The sequence below is a fragment of the Streptomyces sp. NPDC001450 genome (assembly GCF_053597295.1).
Genome location: NZ_JBSFHY010000011.1, coordinates 93,293 through 114,030, shown reverse-complemented (window position 1 = coordinate 114,030; position 20,738 = coordinate 93,293). Strand labels below are relative to the sequence as shown.

22 protein-coding genes are annotated in these 20,738 nt (G+C 73.2%); 13 read left to right on the top strand and 9 right to left on the bottom strand.

What is annotated here, in order from left to right; all coding sequences use genetic code 11:
* Positions 1-29: 29 nt before the first annotated feature.
* On the top strand, positions 30-617 hold the full coding sequence (locus ACWC5O_RS14710) for an ArsR/SmtB family transcription factor (RefSeq protein WP_450587301.1): 588 nt from the start codon (positions 30-32) through the stop codon (positions 615-617).
* A 14-nt stretch (positions 618-631) separates the two neighbouring features.
* Entirely contained in the window at positions 632-1,882 is a 1,251-nt protein-coding gene (locus ACWC5O_RS14705) for an MFS transporter (protein WP_450587303.1), read from the top strand.
* A 116-nt stretch (positions 1,883-1,998) separates the two neighbouring features.
* On the opposite strand, the gene ACWC5O_RS14700 is transcribed toward ACWC5O_RS14705, so the two are convergent.
* Both ACWC5O_RS14700 and ACWC5O_RS14695 read right to left on the bottom strand, forming a co-directional pair.
* On the bottom strand, positions 1,999-2,406 hold the full coding sequence (locus ACWC5O_RS14700; RefSeq protein WP_450587304.1) for a VOC family protein: 408 nt from the start codon (positions 2,404-2,406) through the stop codon (positions 1,999-2,001).
* A gap of 10 nt (positions 2,407-2,416) precedes the next feature.
* Positions 2,417-3,052, bottom strand: a complete 636-nt coding sequence (locus tag ACWC5O_RS14695; RefSeq protein WP_450587306.1) for a TIGR03085 family metal-binding protein — start codon at positions 3,050-3,052, stop codon at positions 2,417-2,419.
* A gap of 138 nt (positions 3,053-3,190) precedes the next feature.
* On the opposite strand from ACWC5O_RS14695, the gene hisI reads away from it, so the two are divergent.
* The 11 genes from hisI (at position 3,191) to lgt (ending at position 12,572) form a co-directional block, all read left to right on the top strand.
* Positions 3,191-3,583 carry a phosphoribosyl-AMP cyclohydrolase gene (gene hisI / locus ACWC5O_RS14690; RefSeq protein ID WP_450587308.1) on the top strand — a complete coding sequence of 131 codons (393 nt, stop codon included), beginning with the start codon at positions 3,191-3,193 and terminating at the stop codon, positions 3,581-3,583.
* A gap of 11 nt (positions 3,584-3,594) precedes the next feature.
* A complete protein-coding gene (locus ACWC5O_RS14685) occupies positions 3,595-5,088 on the top strand; it encodes an anthranilate synthase component I (protein ID WP_450587309.1) in 1,494 nt (497 codons plus the stop codon).
* A 188-nt stretch (positions 5,089-5,276) separates the two neighbouring features.
* Positions 5,277-5,915 carry a TIGR02234 family membrane protein gene (locus tag ACWC5O_RS14680; RefSeq protein ID WP_450587311.1) on the top strand — a complete coding sequence of 213 codons (639 nt, stop codon included), beginning with the start codon at positions 5,277-5,279 and terminating at the stop codon, positions 5,913-5,915.
* Positions 5,916-6,047: 132 nt separating this feature from the next.
* On the top strand, positions 6,048-6,305 hold the full coding sequence (locus ACWC5O_RS14675; RefSeq protein ID WP_450587313.1) for an HGxxPAAW family protein: 258 nt from the start codon (positions 6,048-6,050) through the stop codon (positions 6,303-6,305).
* A 445-nt stretch (positions 6,306-6,750) separates the two neighbouring features.
* Entirely contained in the window at positions 6,751-7,200 is a 450-nt protein-coding gene (locus ACWC5O_RS14670; protein WP_450587314.1) for a DUF2752 domain-containing protein, read from the top strand.
* Between the two features lie 158 nt (positions 7,201-7,358).
* Positions 7,359-8,168: an indole-3-glycerol phosphate synthase TrpC gene (gene trpC, locus ACWC5O_RS14665; protein ID WP_450587316.1), complete on the top strand. Its 810-nt coding sequence runs from the start codon at positions 7,359-7,361 to the stop codon at positions 8,166-8,168.
* Between the two features lie 21 nt (positions 8,169-8,189).
* A complete protein-coding gene (gene trpM / locus ACWC5O_RS14660; RefSeq protein WP_450587318.1) occupies positions 8,190-8,438 on the top strand; it encodes a tryptophan biosynthesis modulator TrpM in 249 nt (82 codons plus the stop codon).
* Between the two features lie 60 nt (positions 8,439-8,498).
* Entirely contained in the window at positions 8,499-9,782 is a 1,284-nt protein-coding gene (trpB, locus tag ACWC5O_RS14655) for a tryptophan synthase subunit beta (RefSeq protein ID WP_450587320.1), read from the top strand.
* On the top strand, positions 9,779-10,597 hold the full coding sequence (trpA, locus tag ACWC5O_RS14650; RefSeq protein ID WP_450587322.1) for a tryptophan synthase subunit alpha: 819 nt from the start codon (positions 9,779-9,781) through the stop codon (positions 10,595-10,597). Before trpB ends, trpA begins: the two co-directional genes overlap by 4 nt.
* 148 nt (positions 10,598-10,745) lie before the next feature.
* Complete coding sequence (locus ACWC5O_RS14645) at positions 10,746-11,519, top strand: DsbA family protein (RefSeq protein ID WP_450587324.1); 774 nt, start codon at positions 10,746-10,748, stop codon at positions 11,517-11,519.
* Positions 11,520-11,603: 84 nt separating this feature from the next.
* Positions 11,604-12,572, top strand: coding sequence for a prolipoprotein diacylglyceryl transferase (lgt, locus tag ACWC5O_RS14640; protein ID WP_450587325.1), 969 nt, complete (start codon positions 11,604-11,606; stop codon positions 12,570-12,572).
* 68 nt (positions 12,573-12,640) lie between these two features.
* Here lgt and ACWC5O_RS14635 read toward each other — a convergent pair whose 3' ends face one another.
* From ACWC5O_RS14635 to ACWC5O_RS14605, 7 genes are read right to left on the bottom strand one after another with little or no spacing between them, the layout of a single operon-like run.
* Complete coding sequence (locus tag ACWC5O_RS14635; protein WP_450587326.1) at positions 12,641-13,453, bottom strand: HpcH/HpaI aldolase/citrate lyase family protein; 813 nt, start codon at positions 13,451-13,453, stop codon at positions 12,641-12,643.
* The gene (locus ACWC5O_RS14630; RefSeq protein WP_450587328.1) at positions 13,450-14,700 is read right to left on the bottom strand and encodes a CaiB/BaiF CoA transferase family protein; all 1,251 of its coding nucleotides are present in this window, start codon (positions 14,698-14,700) and stop codon (positions 13,450-13,452) included. Before ACWC5O_RS14630 ends, ACWC5O_RS14635 begins: the two co-directional genes overlap by 4 nt.
* A gap of 2 nt (positions 14,701-14,702) precedes the next feature.
* Positions 14,703-15,596 carry a ribokinase gene (rbsK, locus tag ACWC5O_RS14625; protein ID WP_450587330.1) on the bottom strand — a complete coding sequence of 298 codons (894 nt, stop codon included), beginning with the start codon at positions 15,594-15,596 and terminating at the stop codon, positions 14,703-14,705.
* A complete protein-coding gene (locus tag ACWC5O_RS14620; protein ID WP_450587332.1) occupies positions 15,593-16,960 on the bottom strand; it encodes an ADP-ribosylglycohydrolase family protein in 1,368 nt (455 codons plus the stop codon). The genes rbsK and ACWC5O_RS14620 overlap by 4 nt, the downstream gene beginning before the upstream one ends.
* Positions 16,948-18,123 carry an ADP-ribosylglycohydrolase family protein gene (locus tag ACWC5O_RS14615; RefSeq protein WP_450587333.1) on the bottom strand — a complete coding sequence of 392 codons (1,176 nt, stop codon included), beginning with the start codon at positions 18,121-18,123 and terminating at the stop codon, positions 16,948-16,950. The genes ACWC5O_RS14620 and ACWC5O_RS14615 overlap by 13 nt, the downstream gene beginning before the upstream one ends.
* An 8-nt stretch (positions 18,124-18,131) precedes the next feature.
* Positions 18,132-19,355: an ADP-ribosylglycohydrolase family protein gene (locus ACWC5O_RS14610; RefSeq protein ID WP_450587334.1), complete on the bottom strand. Its 1,224-nt coding sequence runs from the start codon at positions 19,353-19,355 to the stop codon at positions 18,132-18,134.
* The gene (locus tag ACWC5O_RS14605) at positions 19,244-20,485 is read right to left on the bottom strand and encodes an ADP-ribosylglycohydrolase family protein (RefSeq protein WP_450587335.1); all 1,242 of its coding nucleotides are present in this window, start codon (positions 20,483-20,485) and stop codon (positions 19,244-19,246) included. The genes ACWC5O_RS14610 and ACWC5O_RS14605 overlap by 112 nt, the downstream gene beginning before the upstream one ends.
* Positions 20,486-20,738 lie beyond the last annotated feature (253 nt).

Genomic DNA, 20,738 nt, shown 5'->3' with positions numbered 1-20,738 from the left:
AACTTTTCTTTCCTGTCTAGCCTGACGGCATGGCAGACAAGGAGCCGCGGCGGATCACCGATGTGGGGACGCTGAAGGCACTCGCACATCCGCTGAGGGCGAACCTGTACCGGCTGCTGTGCGTCGAGCAGGTGGCTACGGCGTCACAGCTCGCCCAGCACGTGGACGAAGCCGTGTCCCTGGTCAGCTACCACCTGCGCAAGCTCGCCGAGCACGGACTGATCGAGGAGGCGGAGCCGCAGAGCGAGGACGCACGGGAGCGGTGGTGGCAGCCCGCGTCCGACGGGCTGAGCATCCGGGACGAGGACTTCCGTGGCGAACCGGGGAAGGCCGCGGCCCACCTGGCGGCCAGCCGCCTCTTCCACGACCAGCGTGCCGACCGCTACCGGCGCTATCTCGACGAACGCCCCACCTGGAACCCCGAGTGGAACACCGCGTCCGTGGACAGCGAGTCCTGGATGCGGCTGACCCCGGAGGAACTCGCCTCACTGAAGCGGGAGTTGGAGGCGCTCCTGCGCCGGTACGACGAGCAGGGCCGGGCCGCCGAAGCCGCAGGCGGGACCGAGGGGCGCGAACACGTCGCGCTGTTCATGTACGGCTTCCCGTTCCGCGTCTGAGAGAGGGCACCGCCGTGACCGTCCTGTCCGACATACCCGCGCGGCACTTCGAAAGGGCCGCCCATCGCGACCCCAACGTCCTGCGCTGGCTCGGTGCCTACACCTCCTCGATGCTGGGCGACAGCATCTACTACATCGCCCTGTCCTGGGCCGCCGTCCAGGCCGGGACGCCGGCGCAGGCCGGTGTCGTGATGTCGGTCAGCGCGCTGCCGCGGGCCGTGCTGATGCTCGGCGGGGGAGTGCTCGCCGACCGGCTGGGCCCGCGCCGTGTCGTCATCGGCAGCGACGCCGTGCGCTGTGCCGCCGTCCTCGCGGTGGCCGCCCTGCTGTTCCTGACCAGCCCCGGGCTGTGGCCGCTCACCCTGCTGGCCCTGGTCTTCGGCACCGTCGACGCCGTGTTCATGCCCGCCGTCGGCGCCCTCCCGGCACGGATCACCGGCCGCGACCAGCTGGCCCGGGTGCAGGGCATGAGGGGCCTCGCGATCCGCTTCGCGAACGTCGTCGGCGCCCCGCTCGGCGGCCTCGGCGTGGCGCTCGGCGGCGCGGCGACCGCGTTCACCCTCGCCGGAGTGCTCATCGCGGTGTCGGTGCCGCTGTTGGTCTGCGTACGGGTGCGGAAGCTGCCGGCGGACGACAGGGCGGGCCCTCGGGAGACGTCCGCCTGGCGGGATCTGCGGGAAGGCCTGCGCTACATCCGCCGCCACCGCGTCCTCGCCCCGCTCATGCTGGCCATCGCCCTCGGCGACTTCGGCTTCGTCGGACCGTTCAACGTCGGCCTGACCCTGCTCGCCGACCGGCGCGGCTGGGGCGCCTGTGGGATGGGCTGGATCCTCGCCGGGTTCGGCGTCGGCGCGGGCGCCGCCTCGCTGCTGCTCACCGTCCGGGGGCGGCTGCCGCGCGCCGGGCTGGTCGCCGCGTACGCCATCCTCGCGGGCTCCGTCGCGATCGGCGCCCTCGCCTACGTCCCGAGCCTCGCCGGGGCCGTCGGGGTGGCCCTGCTCGTCGGACTCCTCGCCGGGCTCAGCGGCGCCATGTGCGGGGCCCTGCTCCAGACCCAGGCCGACCCCGCCTGCCTCGGCCGGGTCACGGCCGTCTCCAGCCTGGTCAGCCTCGGCCTCGCCCCGCTGAGCATGCCGTTCGCGGCCGCCGCGATCGGCGCCTGGGGCCTCGGCCCGGTCTACGTCGTCAGCGCCGTCGTCTGCGGCCTCGGCGGACTCGTCGCCCTGTACGTCCCGGACCTGCGCCGGGCCGAACTGCCCCACTGAGACCCAGGGCCTCCGGCGGATCGAGCCGGAGTCGCGCGGGGGCACCCCCATGGCTCCGCTCACCGGTGCCGATGAGGCGCCGTCGGCTGGAGCCGGCCTGATCCGCCGGACAGGCCCTAGCCGTGGGCCGGCTTCGGCTGGGTCAGTTGGACCAGGTTGCCGACCGTGTCGTCGATCACGGCCGCGATCACCGGTCCCTGCTCCTGCGGCTCGTGGGTGAAGCGCACGCCGAGATTCACCAGCCGCTTGTACTCCGCCTGGATGTCGTCCACCGAGAAGACGATGCACGGGATCCCCGCCTCGTACAGGGCCCGGCGGTACGGCTCCGCGATGGGGCCGTCGCCGGGCTCCAGCAGCAGCTGGAGATCGTGCTGGGCCCCGCCCGGCGCGCCGACCGTGACGAACAGCGTCCCGCCGCCCAGGTCCAGGTGGGTACGGGTCTCGAAGCCGAGGACGTCCGTGTAGAAGGCGTGCGCCTTCGGCACGTCGTCCACGTACACACCGGTCATCGCGACCTTGATCATGACGTGCCTCTCAGATGCCCAGCTGCTTGGACTCGTGCAGCTTCGCGATGGCGTTCTCGTCGCCGTCCAGCTCGACCTTCGCCGCGCTCTGCCGGCCGAACGCGAACATCAGCAGCTCCGCCGGCTCGCCGGTCACCGTCACCACGGGCGTGCCCCGGTGGGCGACGGCCGTCTGGCCGTCCGGACGCCGCAGGACCAGGCCCGTCGGCACACCCCGGCCCAGCAGGCGGGCGGTGCGCTCCAGACGGGACCACAGCGACTCCTGGAAGACGGGGTCGAGCTCGCGCGGCGTCCAGTCCGGCTGGGCGCGGCGCACGTCCTCCGTGTGGACGTAGAACTCCACGGTGTTGGCAGCCTCGTCGATCTGCTTGAGCTGGAAGGGCGAGAAACGCGGCGGGCCGGTACGGATCAGCTGGATCAGCTCCTCGTACGGCTTCGCGGCGTACTCGGCCATCACCTTCTCCAGCCGCGGCGCGAGCTGCTTGATCAGCGTGCCCCCGGCCGCGTCCGGCCGCCGCTCCCGCACCACCACGTGCGCGGCGAGATCGCGGGTCTGCCATCCCCCGCAGAGGGTCGGGGCGTCCGGCCCGGTGGTTTCCAAGAGGTCGGCGAGCAGAAGCCGTTCACGCTGCGCGAAGGTCGACATGCAGTCAGCCTACGACCACGCACAGGGTCCGCCCACCCGTCACCCGACCACCACCTCTCCACGAGGCGCTGCGTGCCACCGGGCTCAATCAGTGGACATGGGCCGTCACTGTCCGTGCCGCGCGGCACAATGGCACGCATGACCAGTACGCCCCCGCCCAGCAGCCTGGACCCCGAGATCGCCGCGCGCCTGAAGCGCAGCGCCGACGGGCTCCTCCCGGCCATCGCCCAGCAGTACGACACCGGTGAGGTGCTGATGCTCGGCTGGATGGACGACGAGGCGTTGCACCGCACTCTCACCACGGGCCGCTGCACCTATTGGTCGCGCAGCCGCCAGGAGTACTGGGTCAAGGGTGACACCTCCGGCCACTTCCAGTGGGTCAAGTCCGTCGCCCTGGACTGCGACGCAGACACCGTGCTGGTCAAGGTCGACCAGGTCGGCGCCGCCTGCCACACCGGCGCCCGCACCTGCTTCGACGAGGACGTGCTGCTCAAGGACGCCGATTCCGGCGTACTGGCACAGGATCAGTAAGGTCAGCCGCCATGGACCTCGAGACCTTCCGCAAGCTCGCCACCGACCGACGTGTCATCCCGGTCACGCGCAAGCTCCTCGCCGACGGCGACACCCCGGTCGCGCTCTACCGCAAGCTCGCCGCCGAACGCCCCGGCACCTTCCTGCTGGAGTCCGCGGAGAACGGCCGCTCCTGGTCCCGCTACTCCTTCGTGGGCGTACGCTCCGCCGCGACCCTCACCACGCGGGACGGCGAGGCCCACTGGCTCGGCAGTCCGCCCGTGGGCGTCCCGACCTCCGGCGACCCGCTCGTCGCCCTGCGCGCCACCCTCCAGGCCCTGCACACCCCGCACCAGGAGGGCATGCCGCCCTTCACCGGCGGCATGGTCGGCTACCTCGGCTACGACATCGTCCGCCGCCTGGAGAAGATCGGCCCCGGCGAGCGCGACGACCTGAAGCTGCCCGAGCTGACCATGCTCCTCACCAGCGACCTCGCCGTCATGGACCACTGGGAGGGCTCGGTCCTGCTGATCGCCAACGCGATCAACCACAACGACCTCGACACCGGGGTGGACGAGGCCTACGCCGACGCCGTGGCCCGCCTCGACGCCATGGAGGCCGACCTGTCGCGGGCGGTCGCCCAGCCCCCGGCGGTCCTGCCGCCCTCCGAACTGCCCGAGTACACCGCCCTGTGGGGCGGCCCCGACTTCCAGGCGGCCGTGGAGGACGTCAAGGAGCGCATCCGCGCGGGCGAGGCCTTCCAGGTCGTGCCCTCCCAGCGCTTCGAGACCCCGTGCACGGCGAGCGCGCTGGACGTCTACCGGGTCCTGCGGGCCACCAACCCGTCGCCGTACATGTACCTGTTCCGGTTCCCCCACGGGGAAGGAGGCGCGTTCGACGTCGTCGGCTCGTCCCCCGAGGCGCTGGTCAAGGTCGAGGACGGGCGCGCGATGGTCCACCCCATCGCCGGCACCCGGCACCGCGGCGCCACCCCGCAGGAGGACCAGACCCTCGCCGAGGAGCTGCTCGCCGACCCCAAGGAGCGCGCCGAGCACCTGATGCTGGTCGACCTCGGCCGCAACGACCTCGGCCGGGTCTGCGAGCCCGGCTCGGTGGAAGTCGTGGACTTCATGTCCATCGAGCGCTACTCGCACGTCATGCACATCGTGTCCACGGTCACCGGCCGGGTCGCCCAGGGCCGTACGGCCTTCGACGTGCTGACCGCGTGCTTCCCGGCGGGCACCCTGTCCGGCGCCCCCAAGCCCCGCGCCATGCAGATCATCGACGAACTGGAGCCGTCCCGGCGCGGCCTGTACGGCGGCTGCGTCGGCTACCTCGACTTCGCCGGCGACTCCGACACCGCCATCGCCATCCGCACGGCCCTGCTCCGGGACGGCACGGCCTATGTGCAGGCCGGCGCGGGCATCGTCGCCGACTCCGACCCGGTCGCCGAGGACCAGGAGTGCCGCAACAAGGCCGCCGCGGTACTGCGGGCGGTCCACACGGCGAACCGGCTGGGCAGCTGACCAGCACGATCGGCTCGTGATCGTCCTTCGTACGGGACGTTGATCGTGCAGGCGCGGGGTGCAGGCGCGGGGGCGCAGCCGATCACCCCCGCACCACTGGTGTGGAGCGGGACGCAAAGGCCGTGGCACAGCCAGTGGCGCTCGTTGTGCACGCCCCGGTGTCTCGGCGCCTGGCAGCTGGCGCGATAGTGGAGTACATGACTGCCGTACCTCACCCTCCCTCCGAAGCGGCCGGACCCGCCCGGTCAGGCCGCCGGAGCCTCGCCCTCGCCCTGCTGTGCGGTGCGCTCGGCGCGGCCGTGGCGCTGCTCGCGACCCGGCAGCGCTGGGCGGAGGGCACCGCCACGGTGGCCGGCGGCGCGTTCCCGTTGACCGCCAAGGGCAGCGACGTCACGGGCGTCCCCGCGGCCCTCGCCATAGTGGGCCTCGCCGCGCTCGTCGCCGTCTTCGCCGTCCGCAGGGCGGGCCGCCTCGCCGTCGCCGCGGTGCTCGCGCTCTCCGGCGCCGGCATCGTCGCCGCCGCCCTCGTCGGGGCCTCCGACAGTTCCGCGCTGGACGAGAAGGCCGCGCAGACCACCGGCGACACCTCGGCCACGGTCGCCGCCCTCAGCCACACCGGCTGGCCGTACGTCGCGGCCGTCGGCGGCCTCCTGATCCTGCTCGCCGGGCTGCTCGCCCTGCGCTACGGCAGCCTGTGGCCCGCCATGTCCGGCCGCTACGAGCGCGGGGCCGACCGCCCGCGGCGCAAGGCGCGCCCGGTGGACCCCGAGCGTCCCGAGGAGATCTGGAAGGCCCTGGACCGCGGCGAGGACCCGACCGGCGCCTGAGCGGTATCCCCCGGCGGTCGCCGGATGTGGCGAACCAGACGCCACCCGCGCGTCCGGCACGCGTGCGCGTACGGGACAATGGACGACGAGCGTCCGGCTCGGACTAGGACATACAGCAATGAGGAGCAAGTCATGGCGGGCAGCAGCCACGGTCACACCCCGGCCGCCTGGACCGGCGTCACCATCGCCTTCATCGGTTTCTGCGTCGCGGGCGCCTTCATGGTGATGGCCCAGCCGGTCGGCTTCTGGGCCGGCATGGCGATCGTGGTCCTCGGTGGCGTCGTGGGCGCCGCCATGCGCGCCATGGGCCTCGGCCAGCCGAAGCAGGCGCAGGCCCTCGTCCACGCGGCCCCCGCCCCGACCCGCGAGCCGGCCGGCGCCGAGAGCTGAGCACCACCGCTTCCCACGAGGGGCGGCCCGGACCCGAGAGGGGTGCGGGCCGCCCCTCGCGCGTACCGGGGCGCGGTCGGCGTGTGTCGCCGACCGCTGCTCACGGGCTCGGGCGAGTTGGCGCTGCCGGGGTTGCTCCTTGCGCGTGTCGTGGAGCGCGTCCGGGGCGCCGGGGGGGCCTACCGGCTGGTTGCTGGTCCGTGCGAGGTGGCGCTGCCGGGGTTGCTCGTGGCGTGCGTGGTGGGGGCGTGCGGGCGCGGTCGGCGTGTGTTGCCGACTGCCGGGTGTGGGCTCGTGGGGGGCAACGCCGTCGGGTTGCTCCTCGCGCGCGTCGTGGCGCGCAACCGGGGCGCCGCGGCCGTGTGCGCCGCCGACCGCGGCGGGCCGGTCGAGGCAGCGCCGCAAGTCCGCCCCTCGCGCGCGTGCGCGGGGCGTGCGGGGCAGAATGCCTAGCGTGAACGCCGACAGCCGTAGCGCCCCGCGCACCAGCCCGTCGCCCGCCCTGTGGGGTCGGCTCGCCCTTCCGGCCGGCCTGCTCGCGGCCGTCGGCGGGGCCTTCGCGTACGTCGGCACGGTCGACCCGAACGAGCCCGGCCACTACCCGGTGTGCCCCTTGTACCGGCTCACCGGCCTGTACTGCCCCGGCTGCGGCGGACTGCGCAGCGCGCACGCCTTCGTCCACGGCGACCTGTTCACCGCCCTGCACGACAACGCGGTGGGCGTGGCCGCCTACCTCGGCTTCGCGGTGCTGTGGACCGTCTGGGTGGTCCGCGCGGTGCGCGGCCGGCCGCTACGGATCGAACTCGGACAGGTGCAGATGTGGAGCATCGGCGCGTTGCTGCTGGTCTTCACCGTGGTCCGGAACCTGCCGGTCGGCGGCTGGCTGCACCCCTAGACCGCTCCCGGACCGCTCTCGGACCCGTCCACGGAATGTCCAGGTGGTGGGACCGGTATAGATCGGATGCAGGGCCATCGTGGACCTGCGGATACCATCGCAGTGACCAAGGGTTTTCAGAACCCGAAGGAACAACCGTCTGAAAGGGGGCCGCTCGCGTGAGTGTGCTCGACGAGATCATCGACGGAGTCCGTGCCGACCTCGCGGAGCGGCAGGCACGCGTCAGCCTCGACGAGCTCAAGGAGCGTGCGGCGAAGGCCCCCGCCGCCAAGGACGGGGTCGCCGCACTCAAGGGCGACGGCGTCAAGGTGATCTGCGAGGTCAAGCGCTCCAGCCCCTCCAAGGGCGCGCTGGCCGCGATCGCCGACCCGGCCGGGCTCGCGGCGGACTACGAGGCGGGCGGTGCGGCCGTCATCTCGGTCCTCACCGAACAGCGCCGCTTCGGCGGCTCGCTGGCCGACCTGGAGGCCGTCCGCGCGCGTGTGGACATCCCGGTCCTGCGCAAGGACTTCATCGTCACGTCGTACCAGCTGTGGGAGGCCCGCGCATACGGCGCCGACCTCGTGCTGCTGATCGTGGCCGCCCTGGACCAGCCGGCTCTCGAGTCGCTGATCGAGCGTGCCGTCTCCATCGGACTCACCCCGCTCGTCGAGGTGCACGACGAGGAGGAGGTCGAGCGGGCCGTGGCCGCGGGCGCCAGGATCATCGGCGTCAACGCGCGCAACCTGAAGACCCTGGAGGTCGACCGCGGCACCTTCGAGCGGGTGGCCCCGGAGATCCCCGAGAGCATCGTCAAGGTCGCCGAGTCCGGTGTGCGCGGGCCGCACGACCTGATCGCGTACGCCAACGCCGGCGCCGACGCGGTCCTGGTGGGCGAGTCCCTGGTCACCGGCAAGGACCCGAAGACGGCAGTCTCCGACCTGGTCGCGGCGGGCGAGCACCCCGCACTGCGGCACGGCCGGAGCTGATCGACGGCTAGGCTGACCGCGATGACTCCGACCACACCCGCCACGGCCGCGGACAGGTACGCCCGCCTCGCGCGCGGCTGCCGCCCGCGTGGCTGCCGTGCGCCCGCCCGCAGGGTGCACGGCCGACGGGTGCGGTACGTCATCGGTGACGAGCCCGGGCAGGTCAACGGCATGCGATGGCAGCGCCCCTCCAGGGGCGCGGGGCAGTGCCCGGACACGCGGCTCCGCCGCGCGGGCGCGACCAGCCACATCTGGCCCACAGCCGACTGACAATCCCCGCCCCCACGGCGATCAGTGCTGTTCACACACCACTCACCGTGAGGTTTCCGCATGCCCAGCCAATTCTTCATCCCTGACCCCAGCGGTCAGGTGCCCAGCACCGAGGGCTACTTCGGCGCGTTCGGCGGCAAGTTCATCCCGGAGGCCCTCGTCGCCGCCGTGGACGAGGTCGCCGTCGAGTACGAGAAGGCGAAGCACGACCCCGAGTTCGCCCGCGAACTCGACGACCTGCTCGTCAACTACACCGGCCGCCCCAGCGCCCTCACCGAGGTGCCGAGGTTCGCCGAACACGCCGGTGGCGCCCGGGTGTTCCTCAAGCGGGAAGACCTGAACCACACCGGCTCCCACAAGATCAACAATGTTCTCGGCCAGGCCCTGCTCACCAGGCGCATGGGCAAGACCCGCGTCATCGCGGAGACCGGCGCCGGCCAGCACGGCGTCGCCACGGCCACCGCCTGCGCCCTCTTCGGCCTCGACTGCACCATCTACATGGGCGAGATCGACACCCAGCGCCAGGCCCTCAACGTGGCCCGTATGCGCATGCTCGGCGCCGAGGTCGTCGCCGTGAAGTCCGGCAGCCGCACGCTGAAGGACGCCATCAACGAGGCGTTCCGGGACTGGGTCGCCAACGTCGACCACACCCACTACCTGTTCGGTACGGTCGCCGGCCCGCACCCCTTCCCGGCCATGGTCCGCGACTTCCACCGGGTGATCGGCGTGGAGGCGCGGCGGCAGCTCCTGGAGCGCGCCGGCCGTCTCCCCGACGCCGCCGTCGCCTGCGTGGGCGGCGGCTCCAACGCCATCGGCCTCTTCCACGCCTTCATCCCCGACGAGGGCGTCCGCCTGATCGGCTGCGAGCCGGCCGGGCACGGCGTGGAGACCGGTGAGCACGCGGCCACCCTGACCGCGGGCGAGCCCGGCATCCTGCACGGCTCCCGCTCCTACGTCCTGCAGGACGACGAGGGCCAGATCACCGAGCCGTACTCGATCTCGGCCGGTCTCGACTACCCGGGCGTCGGCCCGGAGCACTCCTACCTGCGCGACAGCGGCCGCGGCGAGTACCGCGCGATCACCGACGACGCCGCCATGCAGGCCCTGCGCCTGCTGTCGCGGACCGAGGGCATCATCCCGGCCATCGAGAGTGCCCACGCCCTCGCCGGTGCCCTGGAGGTCGGCAAGGAGCTGGGCAAGGACGGGCTGATCGTGGTCAACCTGTCCGGCCGCGGTGACAAGGACATGGACACCGCGGCGCGCTACTTCGGCCTGTACGACACCGACGCCGAGGTGGCCGCCAACGAAGCCGACATGGCCGAGATCGAGGGGGACGCCAAGTGAGCGGCAACATCCAGCTTCTGAACGACACCCTCGCCGCCGCCAAGGCGGAGGGGCGCTCCGCCCTCATCGCCTACCTCCCGGCGGGCTTCCCGACCGTGGACGGCGGCATCGAGGCGATCAAGGCCGTCTTCGACGGCGGCGCCGACGTCGTCGAGGTCGGTCTGCCGCACAGCGACCCGGTCCTCGACGGTCCGGTGATCCAGACCGCCGACGACATCGCCCTGCGCGGCGGAGTCAGGATCGCGGACGTCATGCGGACGGTCCGGGAGGCGCACGAGGCGACCGGGAAGCCGGTACTCGTGATGACCTACTGGAACCCCATCGACCGCTACGGCGTCGAGCGCTTCACCGCCGAGCTGGCCGAGGCGGGCGGCGCGGGCTGCATCCTGCCCGACCTGCCGGTCCAGGAGTCGGGCCTGTGGAGGGAGCACGCGGAGAAGCACGGCCTCGCCACCGTCTTCGTCGTCGCCCCCAGCAGCAAGGACGAGCGGCTCGCCCAGATCACCGCGGCGGGCAGCGGCTTCGTCTACGCGGCCTCGCTGATGGGTGTCACCGGCACCCGCGAGTCGGTCGGCGCCCAGGCCCACGACCTGGTCGAGCGCACCCGGGCCACCGGCAGCACGCTGCCGGTGTGCGTGGGTCTCGGCGTCTCCAACGCGGCCCAGGCCGCCGAGGTCGCCGGCTTCGCCGACGGTGTCATCGTCGGCTCGGCGTTCGTGAAGCGGATGCTGGACGCCCCGGACCACGCCTCCGGCATCGAGGCGGTGCGCGGGCTCGCCGGCGAACTGGCGAAGGGCGTACGCCGACAGGCGTAACCGTTCGTCATCCGCCGCGGCCGTTCGCAGCTGTCCGTAGTTTTCGCACAGCTTTCCGTAGGTGTTCGCGACGGAAGATTCGGTCACTCGAACGAGTGGACCTCAGGCCGGGGAGGCGCGCTGCGCCTCCCCGGTTCGTTCTGGGGGTGTGAGCGAGAAGAACCGTGACGGAAAGCGCACCGCCCGGGAGCGGCTGGCGGTCGAGCGCGAGAAGCAGAAGGCCGCGGAGAAGCGACGGCGCGCGCTGATCGTGGGCGCGAGCGTCATCTGCGTCCTGGGGCTCGCGGCGGTGATCGGCGTCATCGCCGCCAACTCGGGCAAGCAGAAGACCACCAGTGCGGGCCCGGTCGTGGCGCCCTCCGGCGCGCAGGGCAAGGACAGTCTCGCGATCCCGGTCGGCAAGGACGGCGCCAAGGCGACGCTCACGGTCTGGGAGGACTTCCGCTGCCCGGCCTGCCAGGCCTTCGAGACGATGTACCGGCCCACGCTCCACGAGCTCACCGACGCGGGCAAGCTCAGAGTCGAGTACCACCTGGTCCGGCTGATCGACGGCAACCTCGGCGGCACCGGCTCCCTGCGCGCGGCCAACGCCGCGGCCTGCGCCCAGGACGCCGGAAAGTTCCGCGACTACCACGACGTGCTGTACGAGAACCAGCCCAAGGAGACCGACGACGCCTTGGCGGACAACGCCGAGCTGATCCAGCTGGCCGGCAAGGTGAACGGCCTCGACACCCCAGCGTTCCAGAAGTGCGTCAAGGACGGCACCCACGACAGCTGGGTGAACAAGTCCCACAAGGCCTTCCAGGCCGGCGGCTTCAGCGGCACGCCCACCGTCCTGTTCGGCGGCAAGAACATCTACGCGGACCAGACGATGACCCCGGCGAAGCTCAAGCAGATGGTGGAGGAGGCGAACCGCGGGTAAGCGTGTTTCTCACGTGCCCGTTATGGACCCGTAGCCGGGCTGCCTGCCGTCCTCGCGGCCCGGCACGGTAGCGTCGACCTTGCCATGGAACTTGCCTACATTCCCAGCCCGTCGCGCGGGGTCTGGAACCTCGGTCCGATCCCGCTGCGCGGCTACGCCTTCTGCATCATCATCGGCGTCTTCGTCGCCGTCTGGCTCGGCAACAAGCGCTGGATCGCCCGGGGCGGGCGAGCCGGCACGGTTGCCGACATCGCGGTCTGGGCCGTTCCCTTCGGCCTCGTCGGCGGCCGGCTCTACCACGTGATCACGGACTACGAGCTGTACTTCAGCCCGGGCCGTGACTGGGTGGACGCCTTCAAGGTGTGGGAGGGCGGCCTCGGCATCTGGGGCGCGATCGCCCTCGGCGCGGTGGGCGCCTGGATCGGCTGCCGGCGCCGGGGCATCCCGCTGCCCGCCTACGCCGACGCCATCGCCCCCGGCATCGCCTTCGCGCAGGCCATCGGCCGCTGGGGCAACTGGTTCAACCAGGAGCTGTACGGACGCGAGACGCATGTTCCGTGGGCGCTGCACATCACCTCCTCCGAGGGCGGCCGGGTGCCGGGCTACTACCATCCGACCTTCCTCTACGAGTCCCTTTGGTGCGTCGGCGTCGCCCTCCTGGTCATCTGGGCCGACCGCCGCTTCCAGCTGGGCCACGGCCGGGCCTTCGCCCTGTACGTCGCCGCGTACTGCGTGGGCCGCGGCTGGATCGAGTACATGCGCGTCGACGACGCCCACCACATCCTGGGCCTCCGCCTCAACGACTGGACCGCGATCATCGTGTTCCTGCTGGCGGTGACGTACATCGTGGTGTCGGCGAAGAAGCGGCCGGGCCGGGAAGCGGTGGTAGAGCCGGCGGCGGTTGCCGAGGTACCCGGCGGGGAGAGCGAGCCCGAGTCCCAGGACGACTCCGCCGACTCCCCGCAGTCCGAGCAGCAGGACACCTCGGAGCCGGAGCCGGAGCCGCAGGACTCACCGAAGGACGAGGCCGAGTCGGCGACGAAGAAGAGCTGACGGCCGGTTGTACGACACTGAGGGCGCCCGGAATCCTCTGGGCGCCCTCAGTGCGTGTGGAAAAAAGTTCAGCGCCTCCGTCCCAACGACAGGGTTCGCTGTGCTGCCGCCACCACCGCCGCGTCGACGAAGCGGCCGTCGGGCAGGGCCTGGGCACCCTCGTTCGTCGCCGCTGCCTTGACGATCGTTTCCGCTGCCTCGATCTCCGCGGACGTCGGGAGATACGCCCGCTCGATCACCGGCAGCTGCCGTGGGTGGATCGCCGCCCGGCCCAGGAAGCCGAGGGTGCGGCCCCGGGCGCACGAGGTGGCCAGGCCGTCCAGGTCGCGGATGTCGGGGTGGACGGACTGGGGCGGCGGTGCCAGGCCCGCCGCGCGCGCGGCGACGACCACCCGGGAGCGGGGCCAGTCGAGGCCCGCGTCGACCCGTACGCCCAGGTCGGCCCGGAGGTCGGCCTCCCCGAGCGAGACGCCCCGCAGGGACGGATGGGCGGTGGCGATGGCGTACGCGTGCTCGATGCCGAGGGCCGACTCCAGGAGGGCGTACAGGGGGACCGGAGTGGCCACGGCGACCTGCCGGATCTGGCCCGGGGACGTCACCTTCGGGAGTCGTAGCCCGGACAGGCCCGGCAGGGTGGCCAGCGCCGTCAGGTCGGCGGCCGCCCAGGGGCCGTCGAGGGCGTTGACCCGGACGTGGACCGGGACGGGCTGGGGCTCGCACAGGCGCTCGGTCGTGGCCGCGCGGGCGTAGTTCTTGCGGTCGGGGGCGACCGCGTCCTCCAGGTCGATGACCACCACGTCGGCGCCCGCGGCCAGCGCCTTGGCCACGACGTGCGGGCGGTCGCCGGGGACGTAGAGCCAGGTCAGCGGGAACGGCGTCACAGGGCGCCCTCCTCGCGCAGGGCGCGCAGCTCGGCCGGGGCCAGGCCCAGCTCGGTGAGCACCGCCTCCGTGTCGGCGCCGTGTGGGCGCCCGGCCCAGCGGATCGCGCCGGGCGTGGCGGACAGCCGGAAGAGCACGTTCTGCATGCGCAGCGGGCCCAGCTCCGGGTCGGCCACGGTGGTGACCGTGTCCAGGGCCTGGTACTGGGGGTCGGCCAGGACGTCCCGGGCGTCCTGGACCGGGGCCACCGCCGCGTCCGCCTTCTCGAAGGCCGCGAGCACCTCGGCGCGGGTGCGGGCCGCGATCCAGGAGCCCACCGCCTCGTCCAGGACGTCGGCGTGCGCGGCCCGGTCGGTGCCCGTGGCGAACCACGGCTCCTCGATCAGCTCCGGGCGGCCAACCAGCCGCAGCACCCGCTCCGCCACCGACTGAGCGGAGGTGGAGACGGCGACCCAGCCGCCGTCGGCGGTGCGGTAGGTGTTGCGCGGGGCGTTGTTCGCGGACCGGTTGCCGGTGCGTTCCTGGACGTAGCCGAGCTGGTCGTACCAGGTGGTCTGGGGGCCGAGGACGGCGAGGATCGGTTCGATGATCGCCATGTCCACGACCTGCCCCTCGCCGGTCCGGTCCCTCGCGGCCAGGGCCGTCAGCACGGAGTACGCCGTGGCGAGGCCCGCGACCGAGTCCGCGAGCCCGAACGGCGGGAGCGTCGGCGGTGCGTCCGGTTCGCCGGTGAGGGCCGCGAAGCCGCTCAGCGCCTCGGCGAGGGTGCCGAAGCCGGGCCGGTGCGCGTACGGGCCGAACTGGCCGAAGGCCGTGACCCGGGTGAGGATCAGCCGCGGGTTGGCGGCGGACAGCTCCGCCCAGCCCAGGTCCCACTTCTCCAGGGTGCCGGGGCGGAAGTTCTCGATCACCACGTCGGCGGTGGCGGCGAGCCGGAGCAGGGTCGCGCGGCCGCCGGGCTTGGACAGGTCGAGGGTGATGGTGCGCTTGTTGCGGCCGAGCACCTTCCACCACAGTCCGACGCCGTCCTTCGCCGGGCCGTGTCCCCGGGACGGGTCGGGGCGGCCGGGGTGCTCCACCTTGATCACCTCGGCGCCGAAGTCGCCGAGCAGGGTCGCGGCCATGGGGCCGGCGAAGAGGGTGGCCAGATCGAGGACCCGCAGATCGTCGAGGGGCTGGATGCGCGGGGCCGTACTCGCCGTCGTGGCCGTGGTCGTACTCGCAGTCGTGGTCGTGGTCGTACTCATGCTCATGCCGTGCACTGCGCGTCGATCTCCGGGCGGTACGGCATCGACGCCGACGCCCCCTCCCGCTGCACGGACAAGGCTGCGGCGGCGGCCGCCCAGGACAGGGCCTCCCGCACCGGCTTCTCCTCGGCGAGGGCCACCGCGAGCGCGCCGACGAAGGTGTCGCCCGCCCCGGTGGAGTCCACGGCCTTCACCCTGGGCGCGGGCACCACGAGGGGTTCGGCGCCCCGGGCCAGATAGAGGCTGCCGGTCGCGCCCAGGGTGACGACGACCTCCGGCACCAGGTCGAGCAGGGCGGCGGCCGCCTCCCGTGGGTCGGTGCGGCCGGTGAGGGTGACGGCCTCGTACTCGTTGGGGACCAACAGGTCGGTCGCGGCGAGGAGTTCGGGCGGCAGTGGTTGGGCGGGGGCCGGAGTGAGGATCGTGCGGACGCCGTGCCGGCGGGCCGCCTGCGCGCCGGCGACGACCGCGGCCAGCGGGATCTCCAGCTGGAGCAGCAGGGCGTCGACGGAGGCGAGCACGCCCTCGTCGCCGGGTGCGAGGTGGTCGACGGTGCCGTTCGCGCCGGGGATGACGACGATGGAGTTGCCGCCCTCGTCGTCCACCACGATGTGCGCGGTGCCGGACGGGCCCTCGACCGTGCGCAGGAAGTCGGTGTCCACACCGGAGTGTTCGAGGGTGTCGCGCAGGCGCACCCCGAAGGCGTCGTTGCCGACCGCGCCGATCATCGAGACCGTGGCTCCGGCGCGGGCCGCGGCGATCGCCTGGTTGGCGCCCTTGCCGCCGGGGATCGTACGGAACTCCCGTCCCGTCACGGTCTCGCCGCGCTGCGGAGCCTTGGCGACGTAGGTGACGAGGTCCATGTTGGTGCTGCCGAGGACGGCGATGTGGGTCATGGTCGGGTCGCCTCCAGGTGCGTGAGGTGGGCGAGGGTGTCGAAGCCGGTGCCGTCGAAGTCGGCGACGGTGGTGGCGAGCCGGTTCTTCAGCGGGGCCCGCCAGCGCTCGGGGAGCGCGCTCGGGGCGCCGGCGAGGAGACCGGCGACGCTGCCGGCGGTCGCTCCGTTGGAGTCGGTGTCCCAGCCGCCGGACACGGCACGGCAGACGGAGCCGGTGAAGTCGCCGTCCGCGTGGGTGAGGGCGGCGACGACCAGGGCGGTGTTGGGGATGGCGTGGACCCAGTGGTGGGTCGCGGAGTAGGCGGCGTGGAGTTCGTCCACGACGTCGTCGAAGTCCCTGTGTTTCCTGGCCGTTCGCAGGGCGTGGTCGATCGCGTGCGCCAGGCGGGAGCGGGGTGGGACCACTGTGCGGCCGGTGTGCAGGCAGGCGTGGATGTCGTGGGTGCCGGTGGCCGCTGCCGCGAGGGTGGCGGCCGTGAACATCGCCGCGTAGACGCCGTTGGCGGTGTGGGTGAGGCGAGCGTCGCGGTGGGCCTGTTCGGCGGCGGCCGCGGGGTCGCCCGGGTTGGTCCAGCCGTGCACGTCGGCGCGGATCAGGGCGCCGATCCATTCGCGGAACGGGTTGCGGTGGCGGGCGGTGTGCGGGGGTTCGGTGCCGGTGAGGAGGTTGCGGAAGGCGATGCGTTCGGCGGTGAAGGTGCGCCCGGGTGGGAGTTCGTCGAGCCAGAGCCGTGCCACGTCGGTGGTGGTGAAGGTCCTTCCGTGGCGTTGGAGCAGGAGGAGGTTGAGGAGGGGGTAGTTGAGGTCGTCGTCCTCGGGCATGCCGTCGATGTTCTCGGCGAGGGAGGTCGCGGCGGAGCGGCGGTTCCAGGGGTACTGGGCGAGCAGGTCTTCGGGGACGCCCTTCGCGGTGAACCAGGTGGACAGGGGCCAGTTGCCGGCGGACCGGGCGAGGGCGCGGATGCCGTCCAGGGGCAGCTTCTCGACGGGTTTGCCGAGGAGACAGCCGATGGCCCGGCCCAGCCAGGATGCTTCGAGGGCGAGGGGGGTGAGGGTGGGGGTGGGGCCTCCGGAAGGCTCGGGCCAGTCCGGGCACAGTGCCTTGAGGCGGGCCAGGTCCGTCGGCTCGTCGTCGGTCAACTTGCTGGGGAGGTCGGCGAGTTCGTCCAGCAGGTCTTCCGCCAGCAGCCGAAGGTATCGCGATGCCGGTTGCGGTGAGGCTCCCGCGCGCTCCGGAGGCTCCAGGCCTCCCGCCGCCCGCCACCGTGCCTCGATCCTCGACGGTTCCCGGCCGTCCAGGCGGGCCTGGCGGAGTTCGTGGCCCAGGAGGTCCTCCGGCTGGACCCAGGTCAGGCGGAGCATGCCGTGCCTCCGAGCGCCGCGAAGGCCTGCTCGTGTGCACGCCGGCGGCGCACGTCCCGCGCGAAGACCTCGCGGGTGACCGCGGCCAGGGTGCGGGCCGGCTCCCACAGGTCCAGGCGGCTCGCCTCCGCCACCGTCTTCGCCCAGTCCTCCGGGACCGGGGAGCCCAGAGCGCCCGCGAGCGCGCCGGCCATCGTGGCGGTCGAGTCGCAGTCGCGGCCGTAGTTGACCGCGCCCAGGACCGCCTGCCGGTAGTCGCCGCCGGAGACCAGCAACATGCCGAGGGCGACGGGGAGTTCCTCGATGGAATGCAGCCGGGAGGGCCGACGGGCGCCGAGCGAGGGGGCGCGGTAGTCGGGGCCGACCGTGTCGTACGGGGCCACCGCCTCCCGGAGGGGGACCAGGGCCGACTCGAAGTCGCCGTGGTCGCGGGCCACTTCGCAGACCTTCTCGATCGCCGTGCGCGTGCCGTCCTTCGCCAGGGACAGACAGGCGGTCACCACCGAGTCCGGGGTCGCGCCCGGTGCGGTGGCGGCGGCGACCGCCGCGGCGAAGACTCCGGCGGCCTCACGGCCGTACGACGACTGGTGCGCTCCGGCGATGTCCAGCGCCTCGGCGTACGCCCCGGCCGGGTCGGCCGCGTTGACCAGGCCGACGGGGGCCATGTACATCGCCGCACCGCAGTTGACGATGTTGCCGACGCCCGCTTCCCGGGGGTCCACGTGGCCGTAGGCCAGCCGCGCCACCAGCCACTTCTCGGCGAGGAAGACGCGGTGGAGCGGCAGCGCCTCGGCCTCCAGTTCCGGGATCCAGCGCGGGTTCGTCATCAGGTCCGGGACCAGGTGGTCGGAGACGGCGTACGCGTCGAGGTGGTCGCGGACGCGGGCGTAGACCCTGACCAGCGCGTGGGTCATCAACGTGTCGTCGGTGACGTGGCCGTCGCCCTTGTGGTACGGGGCGATGGGGCGGGCCGTGCGCCAGGCGTCGCCGTGCCAGGGACCGACGATGCCGTGGACCCGGCCGCCGTGGCGGTCGGTGATCTGGTCGGGGGAGTAGCCCTCGACGGGGCCGCCGAGCGCGTCGCCGACGGCGGCTCCGACCAGGGCTCCGGTGATCCGCTCGTCCAGACCGGGCCCGCGGTTTTCTTCTCCTATGGGCGTCATGCCCCGAATCATCCTCCTGGTCGGGCCCGTTGTGCGGCTTCCAGGAGTCCGGCGAGTTCCACCAGGTCGGTGCCGGTGAGGCGGGGCAGGGCGCAGCCGGACAGGGTACGGCAGGCGTCGCGCCAGCTGGCCGGGACGGCCGCGCCGCCGCCGAGGGCGCCGGTGAGCGCGCCCGCGAGGGCGGGGGCGGAGTCGGCGACCCGGGACAGGCAGGCGGCGGCGGGGACGGCCTCGGCGAGACGCCCCCGGGCGGCCGTGGCGAGGGCCAGGGCCACGGGGACGGTCTCTGCGGCGGCGATGCCGTAGCTGTAGACGTGGTCGACGATCTGGTGTTCGAGGAGGGGGATGAGGGCGAACGCCGACGCGCCGTCCTCGGCCAGGGCGAGGGCGTGGCGGGTGTTGCGGCCGATCTCCGTCGCCGCGGGGAGTTCGGCGAGCGCGGCCGTCACACAGGCGTCCGGGTCCGCTCCGGTGAGGGCGAGCGCGAGGGCCGCCGCCATCGCGCGGGCGCCGTGCACGCCGTCGCCGTCCTGGGTGTAGCGGGCGTCGAACTCAGCGAGGTCGGCGGCGCGTTGGGGGTCGCCGGGGTGGGCCACGGCGAGGACGCAGGCGCGGACGCAGGCGGCGTCGTCGAAGTAGTGCGGGTTGTCGTGGCCGGTGGCGGGCGGGCGCAGGCCGGCGGCGAGGTTGCCGAGGCCGGCGCGGACGGAGATACGGGCGCGCAGGGGCAGGACGGCGGACTCGATCTCGGGGGCGCGGTCCGCCGCCGCGGCGACCTCGGCGGCGACGGCGGTCCAGGTGAGGTCGATGGCGGCGCGCATACGGCGTTCCCGGCTGAGGTCGCCGAGCACGTCGTCGTCACCGGCCCGCAGGACCGCCTCCGCGGCGAACACCGCCCACTCGGCGTCGTCGGAGGGGCCGAGGCGGAGGGGTTCCGGTGGCTGGTTGAGCGCGATCGGCACGGGCAGGGTGGTGGTGGCGTTCTGCTCGGCGAAGGTGTCCAGTTCGCGGGTCAGGCGACGGGTCCACTCGGGCATCCTGGCGGCTCGGTGCCGGGCGGCGGGCCAGCCGGCGGCATCGCCTGCGGCCAGGCCCAGCAGGAGCCCTTCGATGCGGCGCGTCACGGCTGGCCCTCGCTGTCCGCACCGACCAGGGGGCTCCGCGCCCTGGACCCCCGGACCTTTGCCCACCCTCCGCCACGCTCGGCTGCGCTCGCGCGGGGGGACCCCCATCCCGACTCGGTCGGCTGAGAAGTGGCCGGCAGGGGTGTGGGGGGCTCGGCCGGCTGAGAAATGGCCGGCTCGAGCTCCCGAACGCCCTCCGGCGAGAAGTCCGGCCGTACCACCCCCGCCCCCCACTTCCCGCCCTCCTCCGGTACCAGCAGCTCCGCCACGTCCAGGACGTGATGGCCGGCCATGGAGGGCAGACAGCGGCCCCGGACCGGTCCGATGGCCGATGCCCACTCCGGGGGGATCGCCGAGACGCCCTGGGTGGCGCCTGACAGGGCACCCGCCACCGCCGCCGTGGTGTCCGCGTCGCGGCCCATGTTGACCGCGGTGAGGACCGCCTCCCGGAAGTCGCCGTCCGCCGCCGCGTACGCGCCGAAGGCGAGGGCGACGGCCTCGGGGGCCAGGTCGGTCCAGGGGTAGCCGCCGATGACCACCGCGGAGCGGACCGCGCGTTCGCCGCGGTGGGCCACGGTCACCGCACGCCGCAGCGAGCGGGCCGTCCAGGAGTCCTCGGGGACGACGGCGAGCGCCGAGGCGATCACCACCGCGGGCGAGGCGCCCGCCATCGCCGCCGCCACTCCCGCCGCGACCGCCTGGCCGCCGTAGATGCCCTCGCCCTCGTGGCTGACCAGGCCGTCGATCGCCACCAGACGGGCCGCTTCGGCGGGGCGGCCCGCCGCGAAGACGCCGAAGGGTGCCGCCCGCATCGCCAGGCCGTCGCTCCAGGCGTGCCGGTGCTGGGCGGAGATGGGTGCCGCGAGGCCGCGGCGGAGGTTCTCCAGCGTGCCCCGCTCGCTGAAGCCCGCGCCGCGGAAGGGGCCCTCGGCCCGGTCGGCGATCCACTCGTGCCAGGCGGCCTCGACATGGGCGGGGGTGAGTGCCGAGCCGTGCCGGGCCAGCAGCAGGCCCGAGAAGATCGCGTACTCGGTGTCGTCCGTGCCGCACGGCTCCTCGGCGACGTATCCCGTGATGCGGCCCCAGCGGGCGCGGATCTCGGAGGGCTTCAGGTTCTCGGCGGGCGCCCCCAGCGCGTCTCCGACGGCCAGGCCGAGCAGTGCGCCGCGGGCCCGCTCGTGGAGTCCGGTGGCGTCCCCGGGCGCCGGGGCCGGGGGAGTGCAGGCGATCGATGCCATGGGCGGCCTCTCCTTCACGGGACCACGACGGGGCCACAGCGGGGCCGCGTCGGGACCTCAGGGGGTCACGGGGACCTTTGCGGATGTCTCCCACGGGAGGGGTGCGGATGAGCCTCGGCGGGCGCCGTGTCACCCAGTCGGCATCTGAGCAATAGTCAGCACGGATGAGCGATCGACGGTAAAACCGCAGGTTAGCCCAGCCTTTCCTTGCTGGCGGCGATGAAATTATCGGCGTACGTTCCGTATTGTCGAA